The 21,206-nt window shown below is 43.0% G+C and carries 18 protein-coding genes; 7 read left to right on the top strand and 11 right to left on the bottom strand.

Features of this window, described 5'->3' with window-relative positions; translation table 11 throughout:
* The first annotated feature begins 118 nt into the window (after positions 1-118).
* The gene (locus ACK1U4_RS00175) at positions 119-1,267 is read left to right on the top strand and encodes a GTPase (RefSeq protein ID WP_419399670.1); all 1,149 of its coding nucleotides are present in this window, start codon (positions 119-121) and stop codon (positions 1,265-1,267) included.
* Between the two features lie 166 nt (positions 1,268-1,433).
* On the opposite strand, the gene rraA is transcribed toward ACK1U4_RS00175, so the two are convergent.
* Positions 1,434-1,946 (bottom strand): ribonuclease E activity regulator RraA, encoded by a 513-nt coding sequence (rraA, locus tag ACK1U4_RS00170; RefSeq protein WP_419399669.1) that lies wholly within the window; start codon positions 1,944-1,946, stop codon positions 1,434-1,436.
* 36 nt (positions 1,947-1,982) lie between these two features.
* On the bottom strand, positions 1,983-2,693 hold the full coding sequence (locus ACK1U4_RS00165; protein WP_419399668.1) for an NAD-dependent epimerase/dehydratase family protein: 711 nt from the start codon (positions 2,691-2,693) through the stop codon (positions 1,983-1,985).
* A gap of 375 nt (positions 2,694-3,068) precedes the next feature.
* On the opposite strand from ACK1U4_RS00165, the gene rpsT reads away from it, so the two are divergent.
* Positions 3,069-3,338, top strand: a complete 270-nt coding sequence (rpsT, locus tag ACK1U4_RS00160) for a 30S ribosomal protein S20 (RefSeq protein WP_419399667.1) — start codon at positions 3,069-3,071, stop codon at positions 3,336-3,338.
* Between the two features lie 227 nt (positions 3,339-3,565).
* Here rpsT and adk read toward each other — a convergent pair whose 3' ends face one another.
* From adk to ACK1U4_RS00125, 7 genes are all read right to left on the bottom strand, one after another.
* A complete protein-coding gene (adk, locus tag ACK1U4_RS00155; RefSeq protein ID WP_419399666.1) occupies positions 3,566-4,225 on the bottom strand; it encodes an adenylate kinase in 660 nt (219 codons plus the stop codon).
* Positions 4,226-4,410: 185 nt separating this feature from the next.
* Positions 4,411-5,682, bottom strand: coding sequence for a c-type cytochrome biogenesis protein CcmI (gene ccmI / locus ACK1U4_RS00150; RefSeq protein WP_419399665.1), 1,272 nt, complete (start codon positions 5,680-5,682; stop codon positions 4,411-4,413).
* A gap of 25 nt (positions 5,683-5,707) precedes the next feature.
* Positions 5,708-6,160: a cytochrome c-type biogenesis protein gene (locus ACK1U4_RS00145; RefSeq protein WP_419399915.1), complete on the bottom strand. Its 453-nt coding sequence runs from the start codon at positions 6,158-6,160 to the stop codon at positions 5,708-5,710.
* 71 nt (positions 6,161-6,231) lie between these two features.
* Complete coding sequence (locus ACK1U4_RS00140; protein WP_419399664.1) at positions 6,232-6,765, bottom strand: redoxin family protein; 534 nt, start codon at positions 6,763-6,765, stop codon at positions 6,232-6,234.
* Positions 6,762-7,337, bottom strand: a complete 576-nt coding sequence (locus ACK1U4_RS00135; RefSeq protein WP_419399663.1) for a DsbE family thiol:disulfide interchange protein — start codon at positions 7,335-7,337, stop codon at positions 6,762-6,764. The genes ACK1U4_RS00140 and ACK1U4_RS00135 overlap by 4 nt, the downstream gene beginning before the upstream one ends.
* Entirely contained in the window at positions 7,324-9,420 is a 2,097-nt protein-coding gene (locus ACK1U4_RS00130) for a heme lyase CcmF/NrfE family subunit (RefSeq protein ID WP_419399662.1), read from the bottom strand. The genes ACK1U4_RS00135 and ACK1U4_RS00130 overlap by 14 nt, the downstream gene beginning before the upstream one ends.
* Before the next feature lie 30 nt (positions 9,421-9,450).
* Entirely contained in the window at positions 9,451-10,761 is a 1,311-nt protein-coding gene (locus tag ACK1U4_RS00125; RefSeq protein WP_419399661.1) for a DUF445 domain-containing protein, read from the bottom strand.
* A 437-nt stretch (positions 10,762-11,198) separates the two neighbouring features.
* On the opposite strand from ACK1U4_RS00125, the gene mrdA reads away from it, so the two are divergent.
* Both mrdA and rsmD read left to right on the top strand, forming a co-directional pair.
* Positions 11,199-13,232 carry a penicillin-binding protein 2 gene (gene mrdA, locus ACK1U4_RS00120; protein WP_419399660.1) on the top strand — a complete coding sequence of 678 codons (2,034 nt, stop codon included), beginning with the start codon at positions 11,199-11,201 and terminating at the stop codon, positions 13,230-13,232.
* A gap of 254 nt (positions 13,233-13,486) precedes the next feature.
* Positions 13,487-14,152: a 16S rRNA (guanine(966)-N(2))-methyltransferase RsmD gene (gene rsmD, locus ACK1U4_RS00115; protein WP_419399659.1), complete on the top strand. Its 666-nt coding sequence runs from the start codon at positions 13,487-13,489 to the stop codon at positions 14,150-14,152.
* Here the strand turns inward: rsmD and ACK1U4_RS00110 are convergent, their stop codons facing one another.
* Positions 14,153-14,866, bottom strand: coding sequence for a glutathione S-transferase (locus tag ACK1U4_RS00110; RefSeq protein ID WP_419399658.1), 714 nt, complete (start codon positions 14,864-14,866; stop codon positions 14,153-14,155). It abuts the gene before it with no gap.
* 263 nt (positions 14,867-15,129) lie between these two features.
* On the opposite strand from ACK1U4_RS00110, the gene ACK1U4_RS00105 reads away from it, so the two are divergent.
* The gene (locus ACK1U4_RS00105; RefSeq protein ID WP_419401798.1) at positions 15,130-15,438 is read left to right on the top strand and encodes a type II toxin-antitoxin system RelB/DinJ family antitoxin; all 309 of its coding nucleotides are present in this window, start codon (positions 15,130-15,132) and stop codon (positions 15,436-15,438) included.
* The gene (locus tag ACK1U4_RS00100) at positions 15,428-15,709 is read left to right on the top strand and encodes a type II toxin-antitoxin system YafQ family toxin (RefSeq protein ID WP_419401797.1); all 282 of its coding nucleotides are present in this window, start codon (positions 15,428-15,430) and stop codon (positions 15,707-15,709) included. The genes ACK1U4_RS00105 and ACK1U4_RS00100 overlap by 11 nt, the downstream gene beginning before the upstream one ends.
* 57 nt (positions 15,710-15,766) lie before the next feature.
* Here the strand turns inward: ACK1U4_RS00100 and gyrA are convergent, their stop codons facing one another.
* Positions 15,767-18,541: a DNA gyrase subunit A gene (gyrA, locus tag ACK1U4_RS00095; protein WP_419401796.1), complete on the bottom strand. Its 2,775-nt coding sequence runs from the start codon at positions 18,539-18,541 to the stop codon at positions 15,767-15,769.
* Between the two features lie 383 nt (positions 18,542-18,924).
* On the opposite strand from gyrA, the gene ACK1U4_RS00090 reads away from it, so the two are divergent.
* Positions 18,925-21,159, top strand: coding sequence for an NADP-dependent isocitrate dehydrogenase (locus ACK1U4_RS00090; protein ID WP_419401795.1), 2,235 nt, complete (start codon positions 18,925-18,927; stop codon positions 21,157-21,159).
* Positions 21,160-21,206: the final 47 nt, after the last annotated feature.

Genomic DNA, 21,206 nt, shown 5'->3' with positions numbered 1-21,206 from the left:
TTTAGGGAACATTTAGTAAGATTAATTATAGATACCCCTAGATTATTTTTGGTAAAATTCAGAACTCACTCTAATTTCTCAACATCTTATAATACTAATTTTATATGGACTGTTAATTATGGAAAAATTTGATGAAAGTCAGAGCCAGCAGGCTGAGGCAAAAATGCATGAACAGCTTGATAGCATTGAAACTTTACCTAATAAAAAGCTAAAAATTGCTGTGGTCGGTCGTGTCAGTACTGGAAAAAGCTCACTGATAAATGCCTTATTTAATGTTAGTCGCCATGAAGAGAAAAAAGTTCAAGTAGGGGCAATATCAGGTGTTACCACCAAAATAAAAGAAATTCAATGGAGTAAAAATATCACTGTAATTGACTCCCCTGGTCTCGGTGATGTTATTAAAGAAAATAGTCAAGAAACTCGCAATATTCTAAGTGATATTGATGTAGGAATCTTAGTAGTATCAGGCTCAGTCGATGAGTCACAAAAAGCCCATTATGATGAACTTAAAGAATATGCTGGCAAAGTTTTTGTTGTTATGAATAAAATTGACGAATACGACAAAAAACCCAAAGCCTTAGAGCAAGTCGTCCAACAGTGGCATGACAAGTTAGGTTTGCAAAATGATGATATAATATTCCGCACCTGTACTGACGGATATGACCCAGAGTATGACCCCGAAGCTGAAATGGATATTCGAGGTATTGATGAGTTGCGTGATGCCATGCTCGATTACTTAAAAAAACATGGCAAGAACTTACTTCTTATGCGTGAAATGTATACAAAATCACAATCAGCACGCAAAATTATTTATGGTGCTTTAGTCGCGGTTGGGATAGCAGCATTTGTGCCAGGTAGTGCCATTTATATTACAGGTATTCAAGCTGGTGCGATTATGTCAATTCACTATGTCTATACTGGTGAAATTTTATCGAAAAAATCTGCTATCGCTGCTATACCGTTGTTTGCCAGTCAGAGCATTGGCTCTAATATGTTTCTATGGGCAAAGTCGGTATTACCCCCAACAGGTGTATTAGATATGGCAGCTGCTGGAGTAGCTATTGCAGTTACTTTTGCCATGCTAATTTCAGTTAATTGGTTTTATGAAAATGGATATGACCTTAATTCTCTTGAAAATAAAACTGAACTAAAAGAACAGTTTAAGCATTTTTATAAAGTTATTAAAAGTATCCGAGCTGAAGAATTACTGGATATTGTCAAAGACCGTGGTAAGTTAATAGAACTGATTGCAAAATTTGTACAATGATATAATGTTTGATTGGATACTGATTGTTAGGATATCAATCAGTATCTTTTTGCAAAGCAATAATGAAGTTATTTTCCTAGTGTCAACCATTGTTAGTAAAGCTGTTTAAGCTGTCGCACAGTGGATTCAGTGGGATTGCTCAAAGGTGTAGCCATAAAATTTGCCATTAAATCAACGCATTCTCACTCAAAATAATCCCATTATTATCCGCATACACATACATACCTGAGCGGATGGTCAGACCACCGAAGCTGATATCGATACCAGTTTCTCCCACACCTTGACGATTGGATTTACGAGGTATCGAGCCAAGTGCCTGCACACCAATCGGCATTTTACCCATATCATCGACATCACGCACACAACCATACACAATCACCCCAGCCCAGCCATTATCGACCGCACTTTGAGCAATCATATCACCGAGCAACGCACACCGCATGGACGCACCGCCATCAACGACCAATACCTTGCCATTACCGTTATCATCTTTACCATTGGTCGCAAACAACTCTTTCACACGGCTATTATCTTCAAAACACTTTACCGTCACCACTTCCCCACCAAAACTGGCATTGCCACCATAGCTAAAGAAGCGTTTGCCTTCCATATTTGGGCTACAAACTTGACACTCAGGGTTGTCATCTAACAAATCACAAGTAACAAAAGTTAGTTTCATGGTTAATTCCTTTTTAAAAACATTATTTCAATGCTATCAACGCTTTAGCCGTGTCATTGACAGCATATCAGCATTGCTAAACACTTGCACTTTATTATCAACAGGCAAATTGGTGGATTTTTGGTAAGTCGCCACAATATGCCAATTATTTGCCACCAATGCCATCGCCATCGCTACTCGTTCCGCCTCGATTGGGCGAACAGGTAGTCTTTTGGGGATGATTGGTTTAATGAGGTTATACGCTGTTTGGGCAAGATTTTCGATGGGTCGATTATCATGTTTCCCCAACAACAAAGAAGGTCGAAAAATACCCAACGCCTCAAACCCTAAGTTATTAACGGCTAACTCAAGCTCACCTTTGACACGGTTATAAAAAAACCGACTATGGGCATCTGCCCCCATCGCTGATAACAAAAAGAAATGCCGAATGCCCTTGGCATGACACGCCTTGGCAAAAGCCAAATTATAACCAAAATCAATCTCACGAAAATGAGCTTCATCGCCTGCTTGTTTCATGGTCGTACCAAGGCAACTAAACGCATCCACATAGCTATCCAACGACAGCCCTGTCACAAAACTTTCTAATTGATTAAAGTCTTTAAGTTGATAAAAGTGCATCGACTCACTCAAGCCCTTGGGCTGACTACGTGCGATGATAATCACCTTTTGATATAGACTAGCAAGCTGTATCAATAACGACTGACCCACCAGCCCTGTCGCTCCAATCACCAATGCGGTACGTTGCATAAATTCGACAACCTTTTCATAATATTTTTATTAAATGATGCACGACATTTAACCATAATTGCCAAACACTGTCAGCAAAAAATCACAAAATATCCGCTACATCTTTAAATTTTTAGTAAAAATCCGAGGATAAACACCCCATCGACTTACATTCACCAAAGATTGTGCCATAAACTGCGAAAACAAGTTGTTATCAAACACAGATTTTGTTAGAATATTTGGCTTAAAATCCGCTTGATATCGCATGAATTTTTAACCGTGTCTAGTGATTCAAGGATTCAAGCACCAAAACCTATGTCACATTAATGCGGTGGCTGCCCAATTAATCTGACTATTTTATTGCAAAAATCTTAAAATCTTATCTAGGAGATAACCGTGGCAAATTCTGCACAAGCTCGTAAACGTGCCCGTCAAAACGTTAAACGCCGTCAATTAAAAGCTTCACAACGTTCTATGGTACGTACTTATATCAAAAACGTTGTAAAAGCCGTTGAATCTAAAAGCTATGAATTAGCAACCGAAGCCTACAACAAAGCTGTGCCTGTCATTGACCGTCTTGCTGACAAAGGCGTGATTCACAAAAACAAAGCCGCTCGTCATAAAAGCCGTCTTAACAAAGCCGTTAAAGCCCTTAAAACTGCTTAATACGTGCCTTGATAACGCAAAACCACCTCATTTGAGGTGGTTTTTTTATGGCTATTGATAATCCAATGATAATCCAAAATGCAAAAAAACTAATCGTAAGGTGCGTCATACGCACCTATTGAAGCTATTAATTTTAAATAGTGCGTGGAACACACCCTACGAAGATTAAGCGAGAATTAAGACCTATTTTGTAGGGGCGTATTGGATACGCCCAAAATCTCAAAGTATTACTTCTGATTTAATTCCGCCAATACCGCATCACTGACTTTATCAATGGCTTGTGTGCCGTCAAATTTGGCATAACGTGGGGCATTTGCACCAGATTTTGCCAAATCTTGATAAAAACCAACTAAGGCTTCGGTTTGGTTATGGTAAGTCGCTAAACGCTCTTTGATGGTATCTTCTTTGTCATCATCACGTTGGATAAGGTCTTCACCTGTTTCATCGTCTTTGCCTTCCACTTTTGGTGGATTGTATACGATGTGATACACACGACCAGACGCTGGGTGTGAACGGCGACCTGATAAACGAGCCACGATATCCGCATCAGGTACGTCAATTTCGATAACATTATCAATGTTTACGCCTGCTTCTGCCAAGGCTTGAGCTTGAGGAATGGTACGTGGAAAGCCATCAAAAATACAGCCGTTGGTACAGTCTGGCTGGGCGATACGTTCTTTGACAAGATTAATAATCAAATCATCAGACACCAATCCACCTGCGTCCATCACGCTCTTGGCTTGTTTGCCCAATTCTGTGCCTTCTTTAATCGCCGAGCGAAGCATATCGCCAGTTGAGATTTGTGGGATATTGAAGGCTTTGGTGATGACTTGAGCTTGCGTGCCTTTACCTGCCCCTGGTGGCCCTAAAAGAATAATACGTTTCATATTGATGTCCTTAACATAGTCTTTCACATAAAATAAACTGGCAAAAAGCGAGTTTAAAATCTCGATAAGCAAACGCTGTAAATGTATGCTTTCTGCCTGTAACAATACCTGTTAAACCGCAAAACCTCAAGCAATTTTTTAATAAAATTATAGTTTGATAAGTATTTATTTTGGTGATATATCAACTACGGTACAATTTTATCAATCAATACGCTATTAGCTTCAGCTCTGGCATCCAGTGGCACAGGGTTACTGGTCAAATCGCCTTTGACAGGCATGGCATCGCCCGAGGTGCTAATACGGGCCGTGACCACCAATGCTTTGTTACTGGCAAGGGCTTCGCTTAATTTTAGCGTTGGCATGAGGCTATCATTATCGCTGATTTTGAGGTCAAGCCCTGCGTTATTTAGGCTGTCGGCTGATAGTTTTTTGGCGACAATCGGCATACCGCCTTGACTGTCTTTGACCGTGACAAACAGGGTATCGCCTTTTTTGACACGCCCTAGAATTTCTGGGGTGATGTTAATTTTGACTGTCACCGCTTGTTCGCCTTGCTGTTCACGCTGGCTGATGGTTTGTTCTAGCTCGGCAAGACTGGCAAGGGCTTGGCTATGGTCGCCAGAACGGCTAGCAATGTCGGTTTTGAGAATATTAACCCAATGTCGTGCTTGAGCGTAATTACCACTTCGCATTTCACCCATCGCCATTAACATTTGTCCGCCTTGGTGCTTGGGATTTTTGGCAAGGATATGCTCGACCACTTGGCGAGTTTCGTTGTCCATCTGTCCGCCTTGGGTGAAAAAGCGAGTTTGGGCATAAGTGATGGCGATTTTTTCATCATCTGGACTAAGACGGTACGCTCGTGATAGCGATTCAATGCCTTCTTCTGGGGCTTCGAGTGCCAAAAACACTTCCGACAAGCGAAACCAACGCATCGCATCGGTGGCATGGTGATGGACGTTGGTTTGCATGGCACTGATTAGCCCTACGCTGTCCTTGGTCGCCCATTCGGGTGGTGTGTCGATTTTGGCGGTCAGTAGGTCATCGGCAACTTGTCCAAGGCTATCTTGGGCTTGCCACAGCTTATACACTGGCGTGCGGTCGCCGATTATCAAATACGCCATCCCTGCCAAAAACGGAATCCATACCAAAAAAATCAACCGACTTTTCCAATTGGGGCGAAAACTTTGACGCTCCACCGTATCGCTGATATCAAGCAATTGACGCTCAAGGGCAAGTTTTTGGCTATCGTAGGTGGCTTGTTCGATTTGTCCGTTGTGATAGTCACTTTCTAACTCGGATAGGCGTTGTTTAAACACATCAATATTTAAGGTCAACAGTTGATTGTCGCCTTGGGTCAGCCAAGTGGTTTTGTTAAACCAAGGCAATAACACAATGAACGCCAACGTCACAGCAAATGCGATGGCAAGTCCAATAAATAAAATAAGCGAAGACATGACGATTCCTTGCTAAAAACATGGGTTATTTGGTGTTGGCATTATCATCCGCATTGAGCAAGGCATTGAGGCGTTGCTGTTCGGTATCGGATAATGGAGGCTCGACATACGCCTCTTGGGTCGCTGATAAACGTTTGTTATTATGGCGATTTTTAACATACCAAATAAACAATAATACCAATAACAATAGCGGTGGAAAAAACCACAAAATCCATGTCGAAGGACGCACAGGCGGTTTATAGCTGATAAAGTCGCCATAACGTTCGTTCATGTATTGGCGGATTTCGGCATCACTGCGTCCCTGTTTCACCATGTCATAGGTTTGTTGCTTGAGGTCTTGAGCGATGGGGGCATCTGAGCCTGCTAAATTTTGATTTTGGCATTTGGGACAGCGAAATTCTTCGATTAATGCTCGGTACTGGGCTTCTTGGCGAGGATTATCAAATTGGTAAGTATCAATGACTGCTAACGAAGGCATCGTGATACACGCAAATAACAACCCAAATACTACATTACGACAACGACTTAAATCTCTTGCTTTATCGTACTTCATCGGCAAACCCTTTTAATCTCTGTTTCAGTGGCATTCTTATTTAACGCATTTAAACAAGGTTTTACCCAACGATGAAATGTTTTACTGTCTAACTGACCTTCAACCCTTTGACGAATAACCCCTTTATTATCAACCACTAATGTATAAGGCAGTACAGGAATATCTAATTTTTCGGTAAACGTACCATCATTATTCTGCATACTAAAAATAAAAGGATTGCCATGCCGTTGTAAAAACCTTTTGGCATCGGCTGGTTCATCTTGAGTATTCACGCCAACGATTTTTATATCTTGTTTGGATAAGGTTTTGAGATAAGGATTTTCCTCACGACATGCCCCACACCATGATGCCCATGCCGTCAATAAGAAGGGCTGATTCGGTAAATTGGCATTGTTCACGGTCTGACCAGACTTACCAAATTGTGGTAAATTAAATTTTGGCAAAACGGTGGCTGTATTTTTTGCCAAACCAATTTGACTTAGGCTAACGCAAACCGTTAGCATCACGGCTTTATAAAAACTCTTGTTCATTGGCACACTCCTTTGACTTTGGCTTCATCGGCATTGTCACGCAAAGCGGTCAAACAAGGCAATACTTGCTTATTATAGCGTTCCTCATTGATTTCGCCCAAAATATGCTGGCGAATTTTACCTTGACTATCCACCACAAACGACTCTGGTACGCCTGTCAAACCCAAATCAATGCCGAGTTTGCCATCTTTATCTTGTACATTAATCGCAAAGGGGTCTTGATGTTCATTGAGATACGCCAACGCATCTTTGGCTTCATCTTTATAATTAACCCCAACAATCGGCACGCCAGCCTTTGACATTTGTAATAAAAACGGATGTTCAATTTTACAAGTCACACACCACGAAGCCCAAACATTCAGCAAAAATGGCTGTTTTGGCAATTGACTCTGATTGAGCATTTGGCTTGGATTGGTCAAATCAGGCAAGCTAAAACTCGGCAATGGACGATTTAGCGAGGTATTGGTGACCACGGTGGTATCTTTGCCAAGGCGAGTGTAAAACAAACCAATCGCCACCAAAAACACCAATAATGGAATAATAAACCAAAGTTGTTGTTTACGCATTGCCATGAGTCACCCCCTGCACTGGCTTGGTACTAATCATTTCGTTACTAATCTTCTCAGTATTAATTATCTCACTACTAATAATATCAGTATTTTGGTTAAGTAATTGGGCTTTGCCTGCTTTGCGGTAGCGTTTATCAAGCATACTTAACACCGCCCCCAACGCAATCACAAATGACCCCCACCATATCCAACGTACCGCAGGTTTGACATAAATTCGTACTGCCCATTTTTGTACATCTTTATGGTTGGGTTGTAGGTTAGGATTAGCATTATTCTCAACGATTGGCTCACCCAATGCCATATACACATCACGCAATGGATTGTAGTGAATGGACGCTTCGGTCATTGGCATTTGGCTAATCACATATTGGCGTTTTTCTGGGTGCAAAGTTGCTAGGGTTTTGCCGTCTTTACTCACCGTCACCACACCACGAGTGGCATCAAAGTTCGCCCCTCGTACTTGCTCAAGTTTGGTCAAATAAAAGTCATAGCCTTGAACCGTGACTTTATCGCCCTGCCCCATTGCCACGTCTTTTTCGACACTGGTACTGGTGGTAATCGCAATCCCCATCACCACCAATAAAATACCCACGTGAGCCACGTGCATGCCCCAATAGCCGATATTAAGACGCTTTAATCCTACCATCAAGCTCGGTGCATTGCGAGTTTTACTTTTAATATCAATCACTAGCCATACCAACACCCACAAACATAAAGCCGTAGACATCAAAATATTGATTAGCATTTTATCAGCTAAGAAATAGCTGACAATCGCCCCTAACACCAAACAACTGGCTAATATCGCCAGACCTACACCCAAAAACGGACGAGTATCTTTTTTCCAACGGCTGACAGGCCCGAGTGCCAAAAATAGCAATAACAACCATGTCAATGGCACAAACAACGCATTAAAATATGGTGCTCCAACAGACACTTGACCCAATTTAAACGCATCGGCAAGCATCGGATATAGCGTCCCCAATACCACCACAATGGTGGCGACAAGGATAATGACATTGTTAACGACCAACAGGGTTTCACGAGATTTAAGTTGGTAATGGCTTTCTTGGGTCAATTTCCAGCCACGCCATGCAAACATCGCCAAACCACCGCCAATCACCACGCCCAAAATCACAAGGATAAACAAACCTCGTGTGGGGTCAGCAGCGAACGAATGCACCGAGGTAATCACCCCTGAGCGTACCAAAAATGTGCCAAGCAAACTTAACCCAAAGGTAAAAATCGCCAGCATAATCGTCCATGCCTTAAACACGCCTCGTTTTTCGGTCACAGCCAATGAATGAAGCAACGCCACACCACCTAGCCACGGCATTAAAGACGCATTTTCCACTGGGTCCCAAAACCACCAACCGCCCCAACCTAGCTCGTTATATGCCCACAATGAGCCTAACGCAATACCCAACGTCAAACAGCTCCACGAAGCCAACGTCCAAGGGCGACTCCAACGAGTCCACACCGCATCCAGCCTGCCTGCCCACAATGCCGAAATCGCAAACGCAAACGGCACGACCGCCCCCACATAGCCCATATACAGCATCGGTGGGTGAAAAATCAAACCGGGGTCTTGAAGCAATGGGTTCAAATCCTTACCATCGACAGGAATGTTTGGCAAAGTACGATTAAACGGTGACGACACAAAAATCACCATCGACACCATCATCAACTGCACAAAGCCAATCACCACCAACACACGGGCCTTCATCGCAAGCGGTAGGCTTTTGCTAAACAATGCCACCGCCAAGCCCCACGTTGCCAAAATCGTCACCCACAGTAACAGCGAACCTTCATGCCCGCCCCACGTTGCTGATACACGGTAATACCAAGGCAACAACGAATTGGACTGATTTGCCACATAACTTAACGTAAAATCATTGGCATAAAAGCCATACATCAAACACAAAAATGACGCACCTGTCGCCAAAAACTGTGCCACCGCAAAGCTACCTGCCAAGCGTTGCCATGCAGGTTGGTGCTTGATGACCCCCACCGTTGGAAAAATCACTTGTAAAATCGCAATCACCAACGCCAACACAAGGGCAAAATAGCCCAACTCTGTGATTAACATACTTGCTCCTACCACCCATCAACAACCAATCTAATAAAACACAAAAATTAAGTGTAACCAACCTGCCAAAAACCCTGTTACCCCACCCAACACAATCAAGGTCAACTCATCTTCTTGGAACGCAGGTCGCAATAAATTCTGAAACTCTTTGGGCGTTAACGCTCGAATACGGTCACGAAATAGCCCAAAAATTTTATCCGCACGGCTTTGATTCAGCTCAGGATTACTCATCGGAATCATGGTCGCTTGAATCGACTTATCAATAATCACGTGCTTTAACTGCCCAAATTCTTTTCGCCCCAAACCAAATTTTAACGAAGTCTGAATCACAGGCGATTCTAAAATTTGATGCACGTGCGATTTGATTAAATCACGGCTTTGTGTGGCACGGCTACCATACAGCATTTCGTGCATGATATTTTTTAGGGTCACCAAATCACGCACCACAATTTCAGCAAACACCTCGGACACTTCAGCTTGACGCTTCATAAAACCGCCCTGCCAATTATAAGTTGCCATGTGCGGACGACCAACATGAATAAATGGAAAAACTTTGCTTAGGCTAAATAATTTAATAAAGCGAAAATAATGCGGTTCAATGGGATTAAACACCATCCAAATCGCAATCCAGTTGGTCAAAAAACCCCAAATAGACGCAAAGAACGGTACTGTCCAATGCACTGGCACAAAATAAAACACCGCCATTTGGATAATACCAAATAAAAACCCAATCAACGCACTAATATGCCAAATAAAGTTGATTTCTTTTTGCCCAACTTTCAGAAACATCCGCACCATCAGGGCTCGGTCAGATTCCATCTTATGCACAATCATCTCACGCATATCAACCAAATCTTCGACATGATGGGTCAAATCCAGCACCAAATTTTTCATAATATCAGGCAGTTGCTCATGCCCATACGCATAAATTCGGCGTTTCACTGCATACGGCATACTTGACCACAGCGTAGCCGACCGCTCATTCATAATTTCATCAATCAGCGACTCTAAATTGTCATTCATCGCACGGCTGATATATTCCGCCACTTCCTCTGGGTGCATGGCTTGAAAAAACTCATCCAACGACCCCAGTTTTGACAAAGTTTGGTCAACGATAATCCCAGAAATTTTGCCTGCTTTACGAGGCACAATCCCCTGCCAGCCAATCCCCCCAAACGGAAATCCCTTGATAGGAATCCCCCAAAAATGAATGGGATAAAATAGCATTTTGAGTGCCATCCACACATGACCCCACGTTACCACTGCCGTGACAAACGGAATGGTCAACATCGCAAAAAACTGCGGATGATTAACAAGTTTTTGCCAAATTTCTGCGAACATAAGGAAAATAACTGCCGTAAAAACTGTTATGGGAAATTGTAATGAAAATTGGGTTGTGAAAAATTGGCTGATTTTAACATAACTCATTGATTTTTACCTTAACAAAACTTCGCTTTGTAAAAAATTGGATAACTGCGTAAACACCAAAAAGTATGTTAAAATAACTGCCTTTATCTTGGTCTTGATATATAGCTAAGTAAGTGAACAAAATTAAATATGGTTTTCCGTTCGCCCTGAGCTTGTCGAAGGGTAGGAAAACCGTTATGGTTCGACAGGCTCACCACGAACGGTTTTTTTATAATTTAAAATTGTTCACCTACTTATTTGAAATACCAATAAACTAGGTTTTGTAGGGGCGTATTGCATACGCCCTTTCATCAAAATCTTGTTTCATATTGAATTGACTATATTTTTTGTAATGAGCTGTGCATACCCCTATGAAACAACCCTTATCTTCTGATGTCCAAAAAGAGAACCAAATTTTTAAAAGACGTGTCATTTTGGCAGGCTTTTTTATTTTATTGGGCTTGATTGGATTAGTCATGCGGTATGCTTATTTACAAATTTATACCCATAAACAATACGTCACCCAGTCCGACAACAACCGCATTAAGCTTATCTCTGCCCCACCTAGCCGTGGCTATATTTACGACCGTAATGGGATATTATTGGCGGACAATCACCCTGTATTTACCGCCGTGGTCAGCCCTGACGAAATCGAAGACCCACAAAAAACCTTGGAATTATTGACACCGATTTTTCAGCTAACCCCAGAAGAAATTGATGAGGGTTTAAAGGCATTAAAGAAAAGCAAAAACGAGCCAGTCACCATCAAAATCGGACTGACCGAACAGCAAGTCGCCCAATTTAGCGAACGCAAGCCGTTTTTTAAGGGCGTGACCATTCAAAGTAAGCTCACCCGTACTTACCCCTATGGGGATTTGTTTTCTCATGTGATGGGCTATGTGGGGCGTATCAGTGATAACGACAGCAAAAAACTCGACAAAAAACTGTATGCAGGCACGGATTTAATCGGTAAAACAGGTATCGAAAAACAATACGAATCACTATTACTTGGTACACCGGGTTATCAATCCATCGAAACCAATGCCTATGGCGATATCATCCGCAAACTTGACACCAAGCCCCCTATCGCTGGCAATGATATTTATCTTAGTCTTGATTATGGTTTACAAAAAATTATCAGTGACGAGTTGGCAGGCAAACGAGCAGCGATGGTGGCGATCGACCCAAATACAGGGGAAGTATTGGCTTTTGTCAGCAACCCCAGCTACGACCCCAATCCATTTATTTCAGGCATCAGTAGCAAAGATTATAAAGCCTTAAACGAAGACCCTGATATGCCTTTATACAATCGAGCCTTGCAAGGTCAATATCCACCTGCCTCGACCATCAAGCCGTTTGCAGGTATGGGGCTATTAGATGCAGGTGTGATGACATGGGAAAGCACTATTTTTGACCCCGGATACTTTAGCATTCCCGGAGATAGCCATAAATTTCGTGACTGGAAAAAGTCAGGACATGGTACAGTCAATTTAACCAAATCGATTACCCAATCTGTTGATACGTATTATTATAAAACGTCTTATCAAATGGGTATTGATAAAATGCACAATTGGATGACACGTTTTAATTTTGGCAAAAAAACAGGCATTGATTTGCCAGGTGAAAAAACAGGCGTATATCCCTCAAGTGAATGGAAAATGAAAACCTATAAAAAGCCGTGGCTTCCAGGGGAAACCATTTCTGCCAGTATTGGTCAGGGATACTTTTTGGCAACCCCTTTACAAGTTGCCAATGCCACAGCGATGGTTGCTAATAAAGGGCATCATTTAACCCCCCATCTCTTACGTAAGACCACAGGGGCGGTTAACTTACCCATCGCCAACAAACCTGATGGCAAGATTCCTTTTAACGGCACTGAGCAAGATTGGCTAAGAATGCAATCAGCGATGGAAGCCACCGTCAAATCAGGTACTGCCAAAGGTGTATATACCTCAAAATATCGACTGGCTGGCAAAACAGGTACAGCTCAAGTCAAATCCATCGCCCAAGGTAAACGCTACAACGAGGCCGCATTAAGTGAACGCCATCGTGACCACGGTTGGTTTATTGCCTTTGCCCCTGTTGAAAACCCTCAAATTGCTGTCGCATTAATCGTAGAAAATGGACGAGGTGGTAGTAAAGTTGCTCCCTTAGCACGGCGAGCCATTGACTACTGGCTACTTGAACGTGACAAAAATCCCATTAAACCACCAACTGCTGAAGAGCTGGCTAAAATCAATGCAGAAAAACTGCTTGCTAAACAACAAGCCGAAGCCCAACTCGCCTTACAAAAAGCAGGACTAGCGAGTGGCGTTGCCAGTATATCATCAACAACTACCACCAATAACAAACCAAAGCCCACCGCCATGCCTGTGGGGAATGGCAATCCGCCAGCTAGTGACTAATTTTTTTCCACTAATTTAAGTAACCTGAACTCGAGATAAGAAGTATTAACATTTTCCATATAATCCCCCTAAATCCCCCTTTTTCAAAGGGGGGCTTACCTACCGTTTTAGTCTAAGTTATGGGGGTATAGCCCCCTCTTTCGTAAAGAGGGGGTTGGGGGAGATTTAAATGATAGCAACATCAATGATTTATAATTTTTCTTAACCCGAACCAAAGTTTCCACTCATTATCACACTTAACCGACACATTTAACATGAGCAAAAAATCCCCCAACCCCACCAAAAAACCCTCCCTATCCCAAGTGCGTATCATCGCAGGGGAGTATCGCAGACGCTTGGTGAGTTTTATTGATGCTGATGGATTACGCCCTACCCCAGACAGGGTACGAGAAACCTTGTTTAATTGGCTAGCGGACAGCCTACCCAACAGCCGTGTCCTCGATTGCTGTGCAGGGAGTGGGGCATTGGGGTTTGAAGCGGTATCTCGTGGGGCAAGTCATGTCACTTTGATAGAAGCCAATCGTGAGCAGTTTTTACAATTACAACGAACCCAACAACAACTTGCCATTCCATCCAACCGCCTGACTTGTTTACATGGCAAAGCGGAACAACTGATTCCGCAACTTTCACCATTAACACCAACCACCCTATCCACTATTGAAGATAACTCACGAAATGCTACGAATCGAACTGCCTTTGACGTAATTTTTCTTGACCCTCCCTATGCGTTAGAGCTTTGGCAACCGATTTTGCAAGCCTTATCAAAGCAAGGGTTAATGGACAGCGAAACGCTCATTTATATTGAAGCCAATCAGCCTCATGCGGACGTTTTGGGGGAATTTTCTGCACAACTTCACCCTATCAAAGACAAAAAAATAGGGCAAATTTATATTGCCCTATATCACATCAATGACTTATGATTATTTAAATGTTGGCTTTCCACCTTTTGCCACCGCTTTTTCATACGCAGGGCGAGCTTGACACTTGGTCAGCCAGTTATGAATGTTAGTGTATTGGCTTGGCAGGCTGTGGGTTTGTTTCATCGCATTAATAGCAAATTCTAGCTGAATGTCCGCCCCTGTAAACTGGGTATCAGCAAGCCATTCATTGCGTGCCAAGTGTTTATCGAGCATTACCAGTTCTTGTTCAAGCGATTTACCAACATAGCTTTTTTCCACGCCATTTTTTAGCAGTTTTGCCACTTGCTTGATACCAATGGGGGATTTTTTAATCATCGTTCCCATCAGCAATCGAATAATTAGCAACGGCATCAACGAACTTTCAGTGAAATGTAGCCAATAGCGATAGTCTTCATACGCTGGCGTACCATAGTCTGGGCGAAATTGTTTATTAAGTACCATTTGCGAAATCAGCTCACTACTCAGCATGGGCGTGGCTTGGTCATAGCGGTCGATTAAGTATTCAATAATGTTGGCAGATTCGATTAGGGTTTTATCATCATCTTGTAAAATCGGGGATTTTCCCATCGGATGAATTTGTTGCATGGATTTTGGGGCAAGCCCTTTATAACGCTCATAGGTCGTGAGTTGGTAGGGAATTTGTAATTCTTCTAACAACCAAATGATACGAAATGAACGTGAGTTTTCGAGATGGTGTAAATGTAAATGGGGCATGGGAGTTCCTAATATCGCTTTTTTAACAACATGTCTGATATAGTCGTTTAAACTAGAAATAAGACAGTTTTTGTAGGGGCGTATTGCATACGCCCAAAATTTAAAGTCTTATTTTTGATTTAATTCACTGTAAAAAAAGCATACCCAAATTAGGCGGTATTTAGTAGCATGGTTTTGTAGCAGATGGTTTAATTGTTGTTGAAAACCCTTTATAATAATCTCAATAATAGTATGTTTGCATTACTTTTGCATAGGATATTACCATGACAGCCACTGCGATAAATTTTAATATGCGTTTGGATAAAGGCTTAAAAGAACGAGCATTTCCTGTGCTAGAAAGCTATGGTTTAAGCCCTGCTCAAGCGTTTAAGCTATTTTTAAATCAAGTCGCCAATACCAAAACCGTGCCTTTAACCTTTGATTGGGGACGTGAGGAAACTAACGTATTCAATACTCAAGCCAAAGCCAGTATTCTTGAAGGTCAGCGAGAAATTGCAGAAGGTAGGACCGAGGTTTATGACTCGCTAGAGCAAGCGATACAAGCTATGTCGAGGCTAGCTAATGGCGGATAAGCTACCTCGCAAAGTCACCTTGACCAGTGCCTTTAAACGAGATATTAAAAAGCAGTATTTGACGTTGGCAAGCGTGGAGTGGGCAGAAGTGCTTCAATGTTTGGCAAATGACCAACCATTACCGCCAAAATATCTTGACCATGCGTTAAAAGGCGACATGGTTGCGTTTCGTGAATGCCATGTCAAACCCGATTTATTGTTGGTTTATAAAATTGGCGATAATGGGGTATTGGAATTGTACCGTTTGGCAAGTCATTCAGAATTATTTTAACATACCAAAACCTCCCCCAACCCCCTCTTTCATAAAGAGGGGGCTTTATTTCATAAATTACTCATCATCCAACAAACCATCTTCTTCTAACGCTTCGGTTAAACTCATGGCTTCATGGTCAATAACTTCTTGATTAGCATCATTTTCTAGCAAGGTTTCATCCAGCATCTCGCCTTCCTCTTCCTCACTACCGCCCTCAACACGAGCGACTGATACCAAAGTTTCATCTTTAGCAACACGAATCAAGGTCACGCCTTGGGCATTACGCCCTGTCAACGCAATTTGAGCCACAGGGGTACGCACCAACGTACCTGCATCTGATATCAACACGATATCATCATCAGGATTGACGGCTTGGGCTTGGACAAGTTCGCCATTTCGCTCACTGGTTTTGATGGCGATAATCCCTTTACCCCCACGCCCTTTGACAGGGAAATCAGTAATCGGTGTGCGTTTACCAAAACCACGCTCACAGGCACATAGCACTTCCACGCCTTGCGATGGCACGACTAGCGACACCACACGGCTGACCGACACAACGCTATCTTCGTTATCATCATCGCTATCGTCAATCTCTGTTTCATCGTCCTCAAGCCCTGCATTGGCTAACAGGCTGACACGCATCCCTCGCACACCCTTGGCGGTACGTCCCATTGAGCGGATTTTTGACTCATTAAAACGAATCGCTTTACCCTCATTAGAAAACAGCATGATGTCTTGCGTGCCATCGGTAATCGCCACGCCAATCAAGGTATCCCCATCGTTTAAATCAAGGGCTTTTAAGCCGTTAGAGCGTAGGTTTTTAAATTGTGATAACTCAACACGTTTGACCATACCAGACGCAGTGGCAAAAAATACATAACAATCACTGGCGTTGTCTTTATCATCGCCTGTAATCGGCAAAATAGCCGTGACTTTTTCGCTACCATCAAGTGAAATTAAGTTGACCAATGGGCGGCCACGAGAGCCACGACTGGCGATTGGTACTTCAAAGGTCTGTAAGCCGAACACACGCCCACGGTCGGTGAAAATCATCACATGATTATGGGTTGAAGTCACGACCATGTGGTCAATCACGTCATCTTCTTTCATGGCGGTGGCGGATTTGCCTTTACCGCCACGTTTTTGTGCAACATAATCGCTAATCGGTTGGGTTTTGGCATAGCCTGTGCGTGACACAGTCAACACAACGGTTTGTTCTGGGATTAAATCGGCTCGGCTAAAATCGGCTCGGCTATCAACGATTTGGGTTTTGCGTTCATCGCCAAAGTTGGCTTTGACTTCCAATAATTCATCTTTGATAACTTGCATGAGTTTATCAAAATTATCCAAAATGCTTTGTAATTCAGCAATTTCTGCCAAAATTTGTTTAAATTCCGCTTGGATTTTATCTTGCTCAAGCCCTGTCAAACGGTGCAACTGCATATCCAAAATCGCATTGACTTGGTCAGGTGACAGGCGGTACATGGTGTTATTGTCAATCAAACCAAACGGTGCGTTTAGGTCTTCACCTTCGATAAAGGCTGGGCGAATAGAGCTACTGCCTGCTGATTCTAGCATCGCAAGCACGCCACCTGACTGCCAAGTGCGACCGAGCAAATTATCACGAGCTTCTTGGCGGTTGCCTGAAGCTTTAATCGCATCAATAATCGCATCAATATTGGCAAGGGCAATGGTCAAGCCCTCAAGTAAATGCCCACGAGCCAAGGCTTTTTTGAGTTCAAAAATAGTACGGCGAGTGACGACTTCTTGACGGTGACGCACAAAGGCGGCAATCAAATCACGCAAGGTCATCAGCTTAGGCTGACCCTCATCAAGGGCGACCATATTAATGCTAAAACTCGACTCAAGAGGCGTTTGGATAAATAGGTTATTAACCAACACTTCGGCATTTTCGCCACGTTTTAGGTCAATGGCAATTCGCATACCGTCTTTATCCGACTCATCACGAATTTCACTAATGCCTTCCAGCTTTTTATCACGCACCAATTCAGCGATTTTTTCAATCAATTTGGCTTTGTTGGTTTGGTAAGGAATTTCGGTAAACACAATGCGTTCACGGTCTTTATTTGCCCCACTTTCTGCCATCGGTTCGATATGATATTTGCCACGCAAATGCACTCGCCCTTTGCCTGTGCGATACGCATCGACAATGCCAGAACGACCATAGATAATACCACCTGTGGGGAAATCAGGGCCTGTGACATAATTCATCAATTCTTCGCCAGAAATATGCGGATTGTCGGCATACGCAAGGCAGGCATTGATGGCTTCGGTCATGTTGTGAGGGGCCATATTGGTCGCCATACCGACCGCAATCCCTGTCGTACCATTCACTAGCAAGTTCGGAAAACGTGCAGGCATCACGCTTGGCATCTGCTCTGAGCCATCATAGTTGGCTTCCCAATCGACCGTATCTTTGTCAAGGTCAGCCAGCAGTTGATGCGTGAGCTTTTGCATCCGCACTTCGGTATAACGCATGGCGGCGGCTGGGTCATCATCGACCGAACCGAAGTTACCTTGACCATCAATTAGCATATACCGCATCGAAAACGGCTGTGCCAAACGTACAATCGCATCATACACCGCAGTATCGCCATGTGGATGGTATTTACCGATGACATCACCAACCACACGGGCGGATTTTTTGTAGGGTTTATTGTAGTCGTTGGACAGCTCGTGCATGGCGTATAGCACACGGCGATGGACAGGCTTTAGCCCATCACGCACATCAGGCAAGGCACGAGATACGATAACGCTCATGGCGTAGTCGAGATAGGATTGTTTGAGTTCGTCAACAATACCAATTGGGCTAATCGAATCGGTGGTCATGCACGCTCCTTTTGGTAGCCAATCATTCCAATCATTCCAATCATTCCAATCATTCCAATCATCATGTATGGGATGGCTACTTAACGACTAAAAAACACATTTATTTGTTAAAATTTTTTAGCAAAAATGATAAATTTTTAACTTTAAAAAAGGGGATAATTATAGCATATTTTTGCTAAAAAATGCGTTATTTGACAGGTGAAAAATAGGGCTGTACTATGAATTATTGTGGGACTCACCGCCAAGCCACCAATTATTTTTCAAAAAAATACCACTATCACCATAAATTATTGACTAGCAAGGCATGAAAGCTGATACTTTACGGATTTAATGCCTATCATTTTCTTTTCCCATTCTTTCAACACAAAAAAGGGGTTTTACCTATGACTGATGGAAAGTCAAATATCATTTACACACTCACCGATGAAGCACCACTACTGGCGACTTACTCGCTATTGCCGATTATCGAAACCTTTACCAAATCTGCTGGTATTAACATGGTTAAAAGCGATATTTCTGTTGCCTCTCGTGTGTTAGCAGAATTTGCCGATTATCTACAAGACGACCAAAAAGTAAGCGATAATTTGGCAACTTTGGGCAAATTGACCCAAGACCCAAATACCAACATCATCAAACTACCAAATATCAGTGCCTCTGTTGCCCAGCTTCAAGAATGTATCGCAGAGCTACAAGCCAAAGGCTATGCCGTTCCAAATTACCCAGAAAACCCAACCAATGACGAAGAAAAAGCCATCAAAGCTCGCTATGGCAAATGCCTAGGCTCTGCGGTCAATCCTGTACTTCGTGAAGGTAACTCAGACCGCCGTGCCCCTCTTGCTGTCAAAAACTACGCCAAAAAACACCCACACAGCATGGGTGAATGGAAACAATGGTCAAAAACCCACTGTTCACACATGGAAGAAGGTGACTTTTATCATGGCGAAAAATCCATGACATTGGATAAAGCTCGCAAAGTCAAAATGGAACTCATCACCAACGATGGCAAAAATGTGGTGTTAAAACCTGAAGTTGCCTTGCTAGAAGGCGAAGTCATTGACTCGATGTTTATGAGCAAAAAAGCCTTGGTTGAGTTTTATGAAAAAGAACTCGAAGATTGCCGTGAAGGTAAAATCTTGTTCTCACTACACGTCAAAGCGACCATGATGAAAGTATCACACCCCATCGTGTTTGGTCACTGTGTCAAAGTGTATTACAAAGATGCCTTTGAAAAATGGGGCAAAACCTTTGACGAACTAGGCATTAACGTCAACAACGGTATGGCAGGTTTGTACGAAAAAATCGAAACCCTACCTACCACCATCAAAGAAGAAATCATCCGTGATTTACACGCTTGCCAAGAACACCGTCCTGCATTAGCAATGGTCGATTCTGCCAAAGGCATTGATAACTTCTATTCACCCAATGACGTAATTGTCGATGCGTCAATGCCTGCCATGATTCGTAATGGTGGTAAAATGTGGGCGGCCGATGGTAAACCTTACGACTGTAAAGCCGTGATGCCAGAATCAACCTTTGCTCGTATTTACCAAGAGGTCATTAACTTCTGTAAATGGCATGGCAACTTTGACCCAGCAAAAATGGGAACTGTGCCAAACGTGGGGCTAATGGCTCAAAAAGCCGAAGAATACGGTTCACACGACAAAACCTTTGAGATTCCTGAGGCAGGCATTGCCAACATCACCGATATCGAAACTGGCGAAGTGTTAATGAGCCAAAATGTCGAAGCAGGCGATATATGGCGTATGTGTCAAGTGAAAGACGAACCGATTCGTGATTGGGTCAAACTTGCTGTGACTCGTGCAAGAAACTCTGGTATGCCAGCCATCTTCTGGCTTGACCCATACCGTCCACACGAAAATGAACTCATCAAAAAAGTCAAAACCTACCTACAAGAGCATGACACCACAGGGCTAGACATCCAAATCATGTCACAAGTGCGTGCGATGCGTTATACCCTTGAGCGTGTGGCTCGTGGGCTTGACACCATCTCGGTCACAGGTAACATCTTGCGTGACTACCTCACCGACCTATTCCCAATCCTAGAGCTTGGTACATCTGCCAAAATGCTATCAATCGTGCCATTGATGGCAGGTGGCGGTATGTACGAAACTGGGGCAGGCGGTTCTGCACCGAAGCACGTTGAGCAATTGGTGGAAGAAAACCACTTACGTTGGGATTCATTGGGCGAAATGTTGGCATTAGCCGTATCGCTTGAAGACTTAGGCATCAAAGAAAATAATGCCAGTGCCAAACTACTTGCCAAAACGCTAGACTTGGCAACAGGCAAATTGCTTGACAATGACAAATCACCCTCACGCCGTACAGGTGAGCTTGATAACCGTGGTAGCCATTTCTACCTTGCCAAATTCTGGGCAGAAGAGTTGGCAAATCAAGACGAAGACAGCGAGCTAAAAGCCAAATTCGCCCCACTTGCCAAAGCATTAGCCGATAACGAAGCCAAAATCGTTGACGAACTTAACAGCGTCCAAGGCAAAGAAGTGGATATCGGTGGCTACTATATGCCAGACCAAGAAAAACTATCTGCGGTCATGCGTCCAAGTGCGACCTTTAACCAAGCGTTAGACAGCGTGGCATAATGTATTCATAATGATAATAAAAAAGGGGCGTATGATTACGCCCCTTT

Origin of the sequence: Moraxella sp. TY6, from assembly GCF_048551375.1 — a bacterium.
Taxonomy (GTDB): Bacteria; Pseudomonadota; Gammaproteobacteria; order Pseudomonadales; family Moraxellaceae; genus Faucicola.
This window is presented reverse-complemented; position numbering and strand designations above follow the sequence as displayed.

Coding starts and splice junctions, on each gene's coding strand:
- ACK1U4_RS00175 (WP_419399670.1), top strand. CDS start 119: ATGGAAAAATTTGATGAAAGTCAGAGCCAGCAGGCTGAGGCAAAAATG.
- rraA (WP_419399669.1), bottom strand. CDS start 1,946: ATGAAACTAACTTTTGTTACTTGTGATTTGTTAGATGACAACCCTGAG.
- ACK1U4_RS00165 (WP_419399668.1), bottom strand. CDS start 2,693: ATGCAACGTACCGCATTGGTGATTGGAGCGACAGGGCTGGTGGGTCAG.
- adk (WP_419399666.1), bottom strand. CDS start 4,225: ATGAAACGTATTATTCTTTTAGGGCCACCAGGGGCAGGTAAAGGCACG.
- ccmI (WP_419399665.1), bottom strand. CDS start 5,682: ATGTCTTCGCTTATTTTATTTATTGGACTTGCCATCGCATTTGCTGTG.
- ACK1U4_RS00145 (WP_419399915.1), bottom strand. CDS start 6,160: ATGCCTTCGTTAGCAGTCATTGATACTTACCAATTTGATAATCCTCGC.
- ACK1U4_RS00140 (WP_419399664.1), bottom strand. CDS start 6,765: ATGAACAAGAGTTTTTATAAAGCCGTGATGCTAACGGTTTGCGTTAGC.
- ACK1U4_RS00135 (WP_419399663.1), bottom strand. CDS start 7,337: ATGGCAATGCGTAAACAACAACTTTGGTTTATTATTCCATTATTGGTG.
- ACK1U4_RS00130 (WP_419399662.1), bottom strand. CDS start 9,420: ATGTTAATCACAGAGTTGGGCTATTTTGCCCTTGTGTTGGCGTTGGTG.
- ACK1U4_RS00125 (WP_419399661.1), bottom strand. CDS start 10,761: ATGTTCGCAGAAATTTGGCAAAAACTTGTTAATCATCCGCAGTTTTTT.
- mrdA (WP_419399660.1), top strand. CDS start 11,199: ATGAAACAACCCTTATCTTCTGATGTCCAAAAAGAGAACCAAATTTTT.
- rsmD (WP_419399659.1), top strand. CDS start 13,487: ATGAGCAAAAAATCCCCCAACCCCACCAAAAAACCCTCCCTATCCCAA.
- ACK1U4_RS00110 (WP_419399658.1), bottom strand. CDS start 14,866: ATGCCCCATTTACATTTACACCATCTCGAAAACTCACGTTCATTTCGT.
- ACK1U4_RS00105 (WP_419401798.1), top strand. CDS start 15,130: ATGACAGCCACTGCGATAAATTTTAATATGCGTTTGGATAAAGGCTTA.
- ACK1U4_RS00100 (WP_419401797.1), top strand. CDS start 15,428: ATGGCGGATAAGCTACCTCGCAAAGTCACCTTGACCAGTGCCTTTAAA.
- gyrA (WP_419401796.1), bottom strand. CDS start 18,541: ATGACCACCGATTCGATTAGCCCAATTGGTATTGTTGACGAACTCAAA.
- ACK1U4_RS00090 (WP_419401795.1), top strand. CDS start 18,925: ATGACTGATGGAAAGTCAAATATCATTTACACACTCACCGATGAAGCA.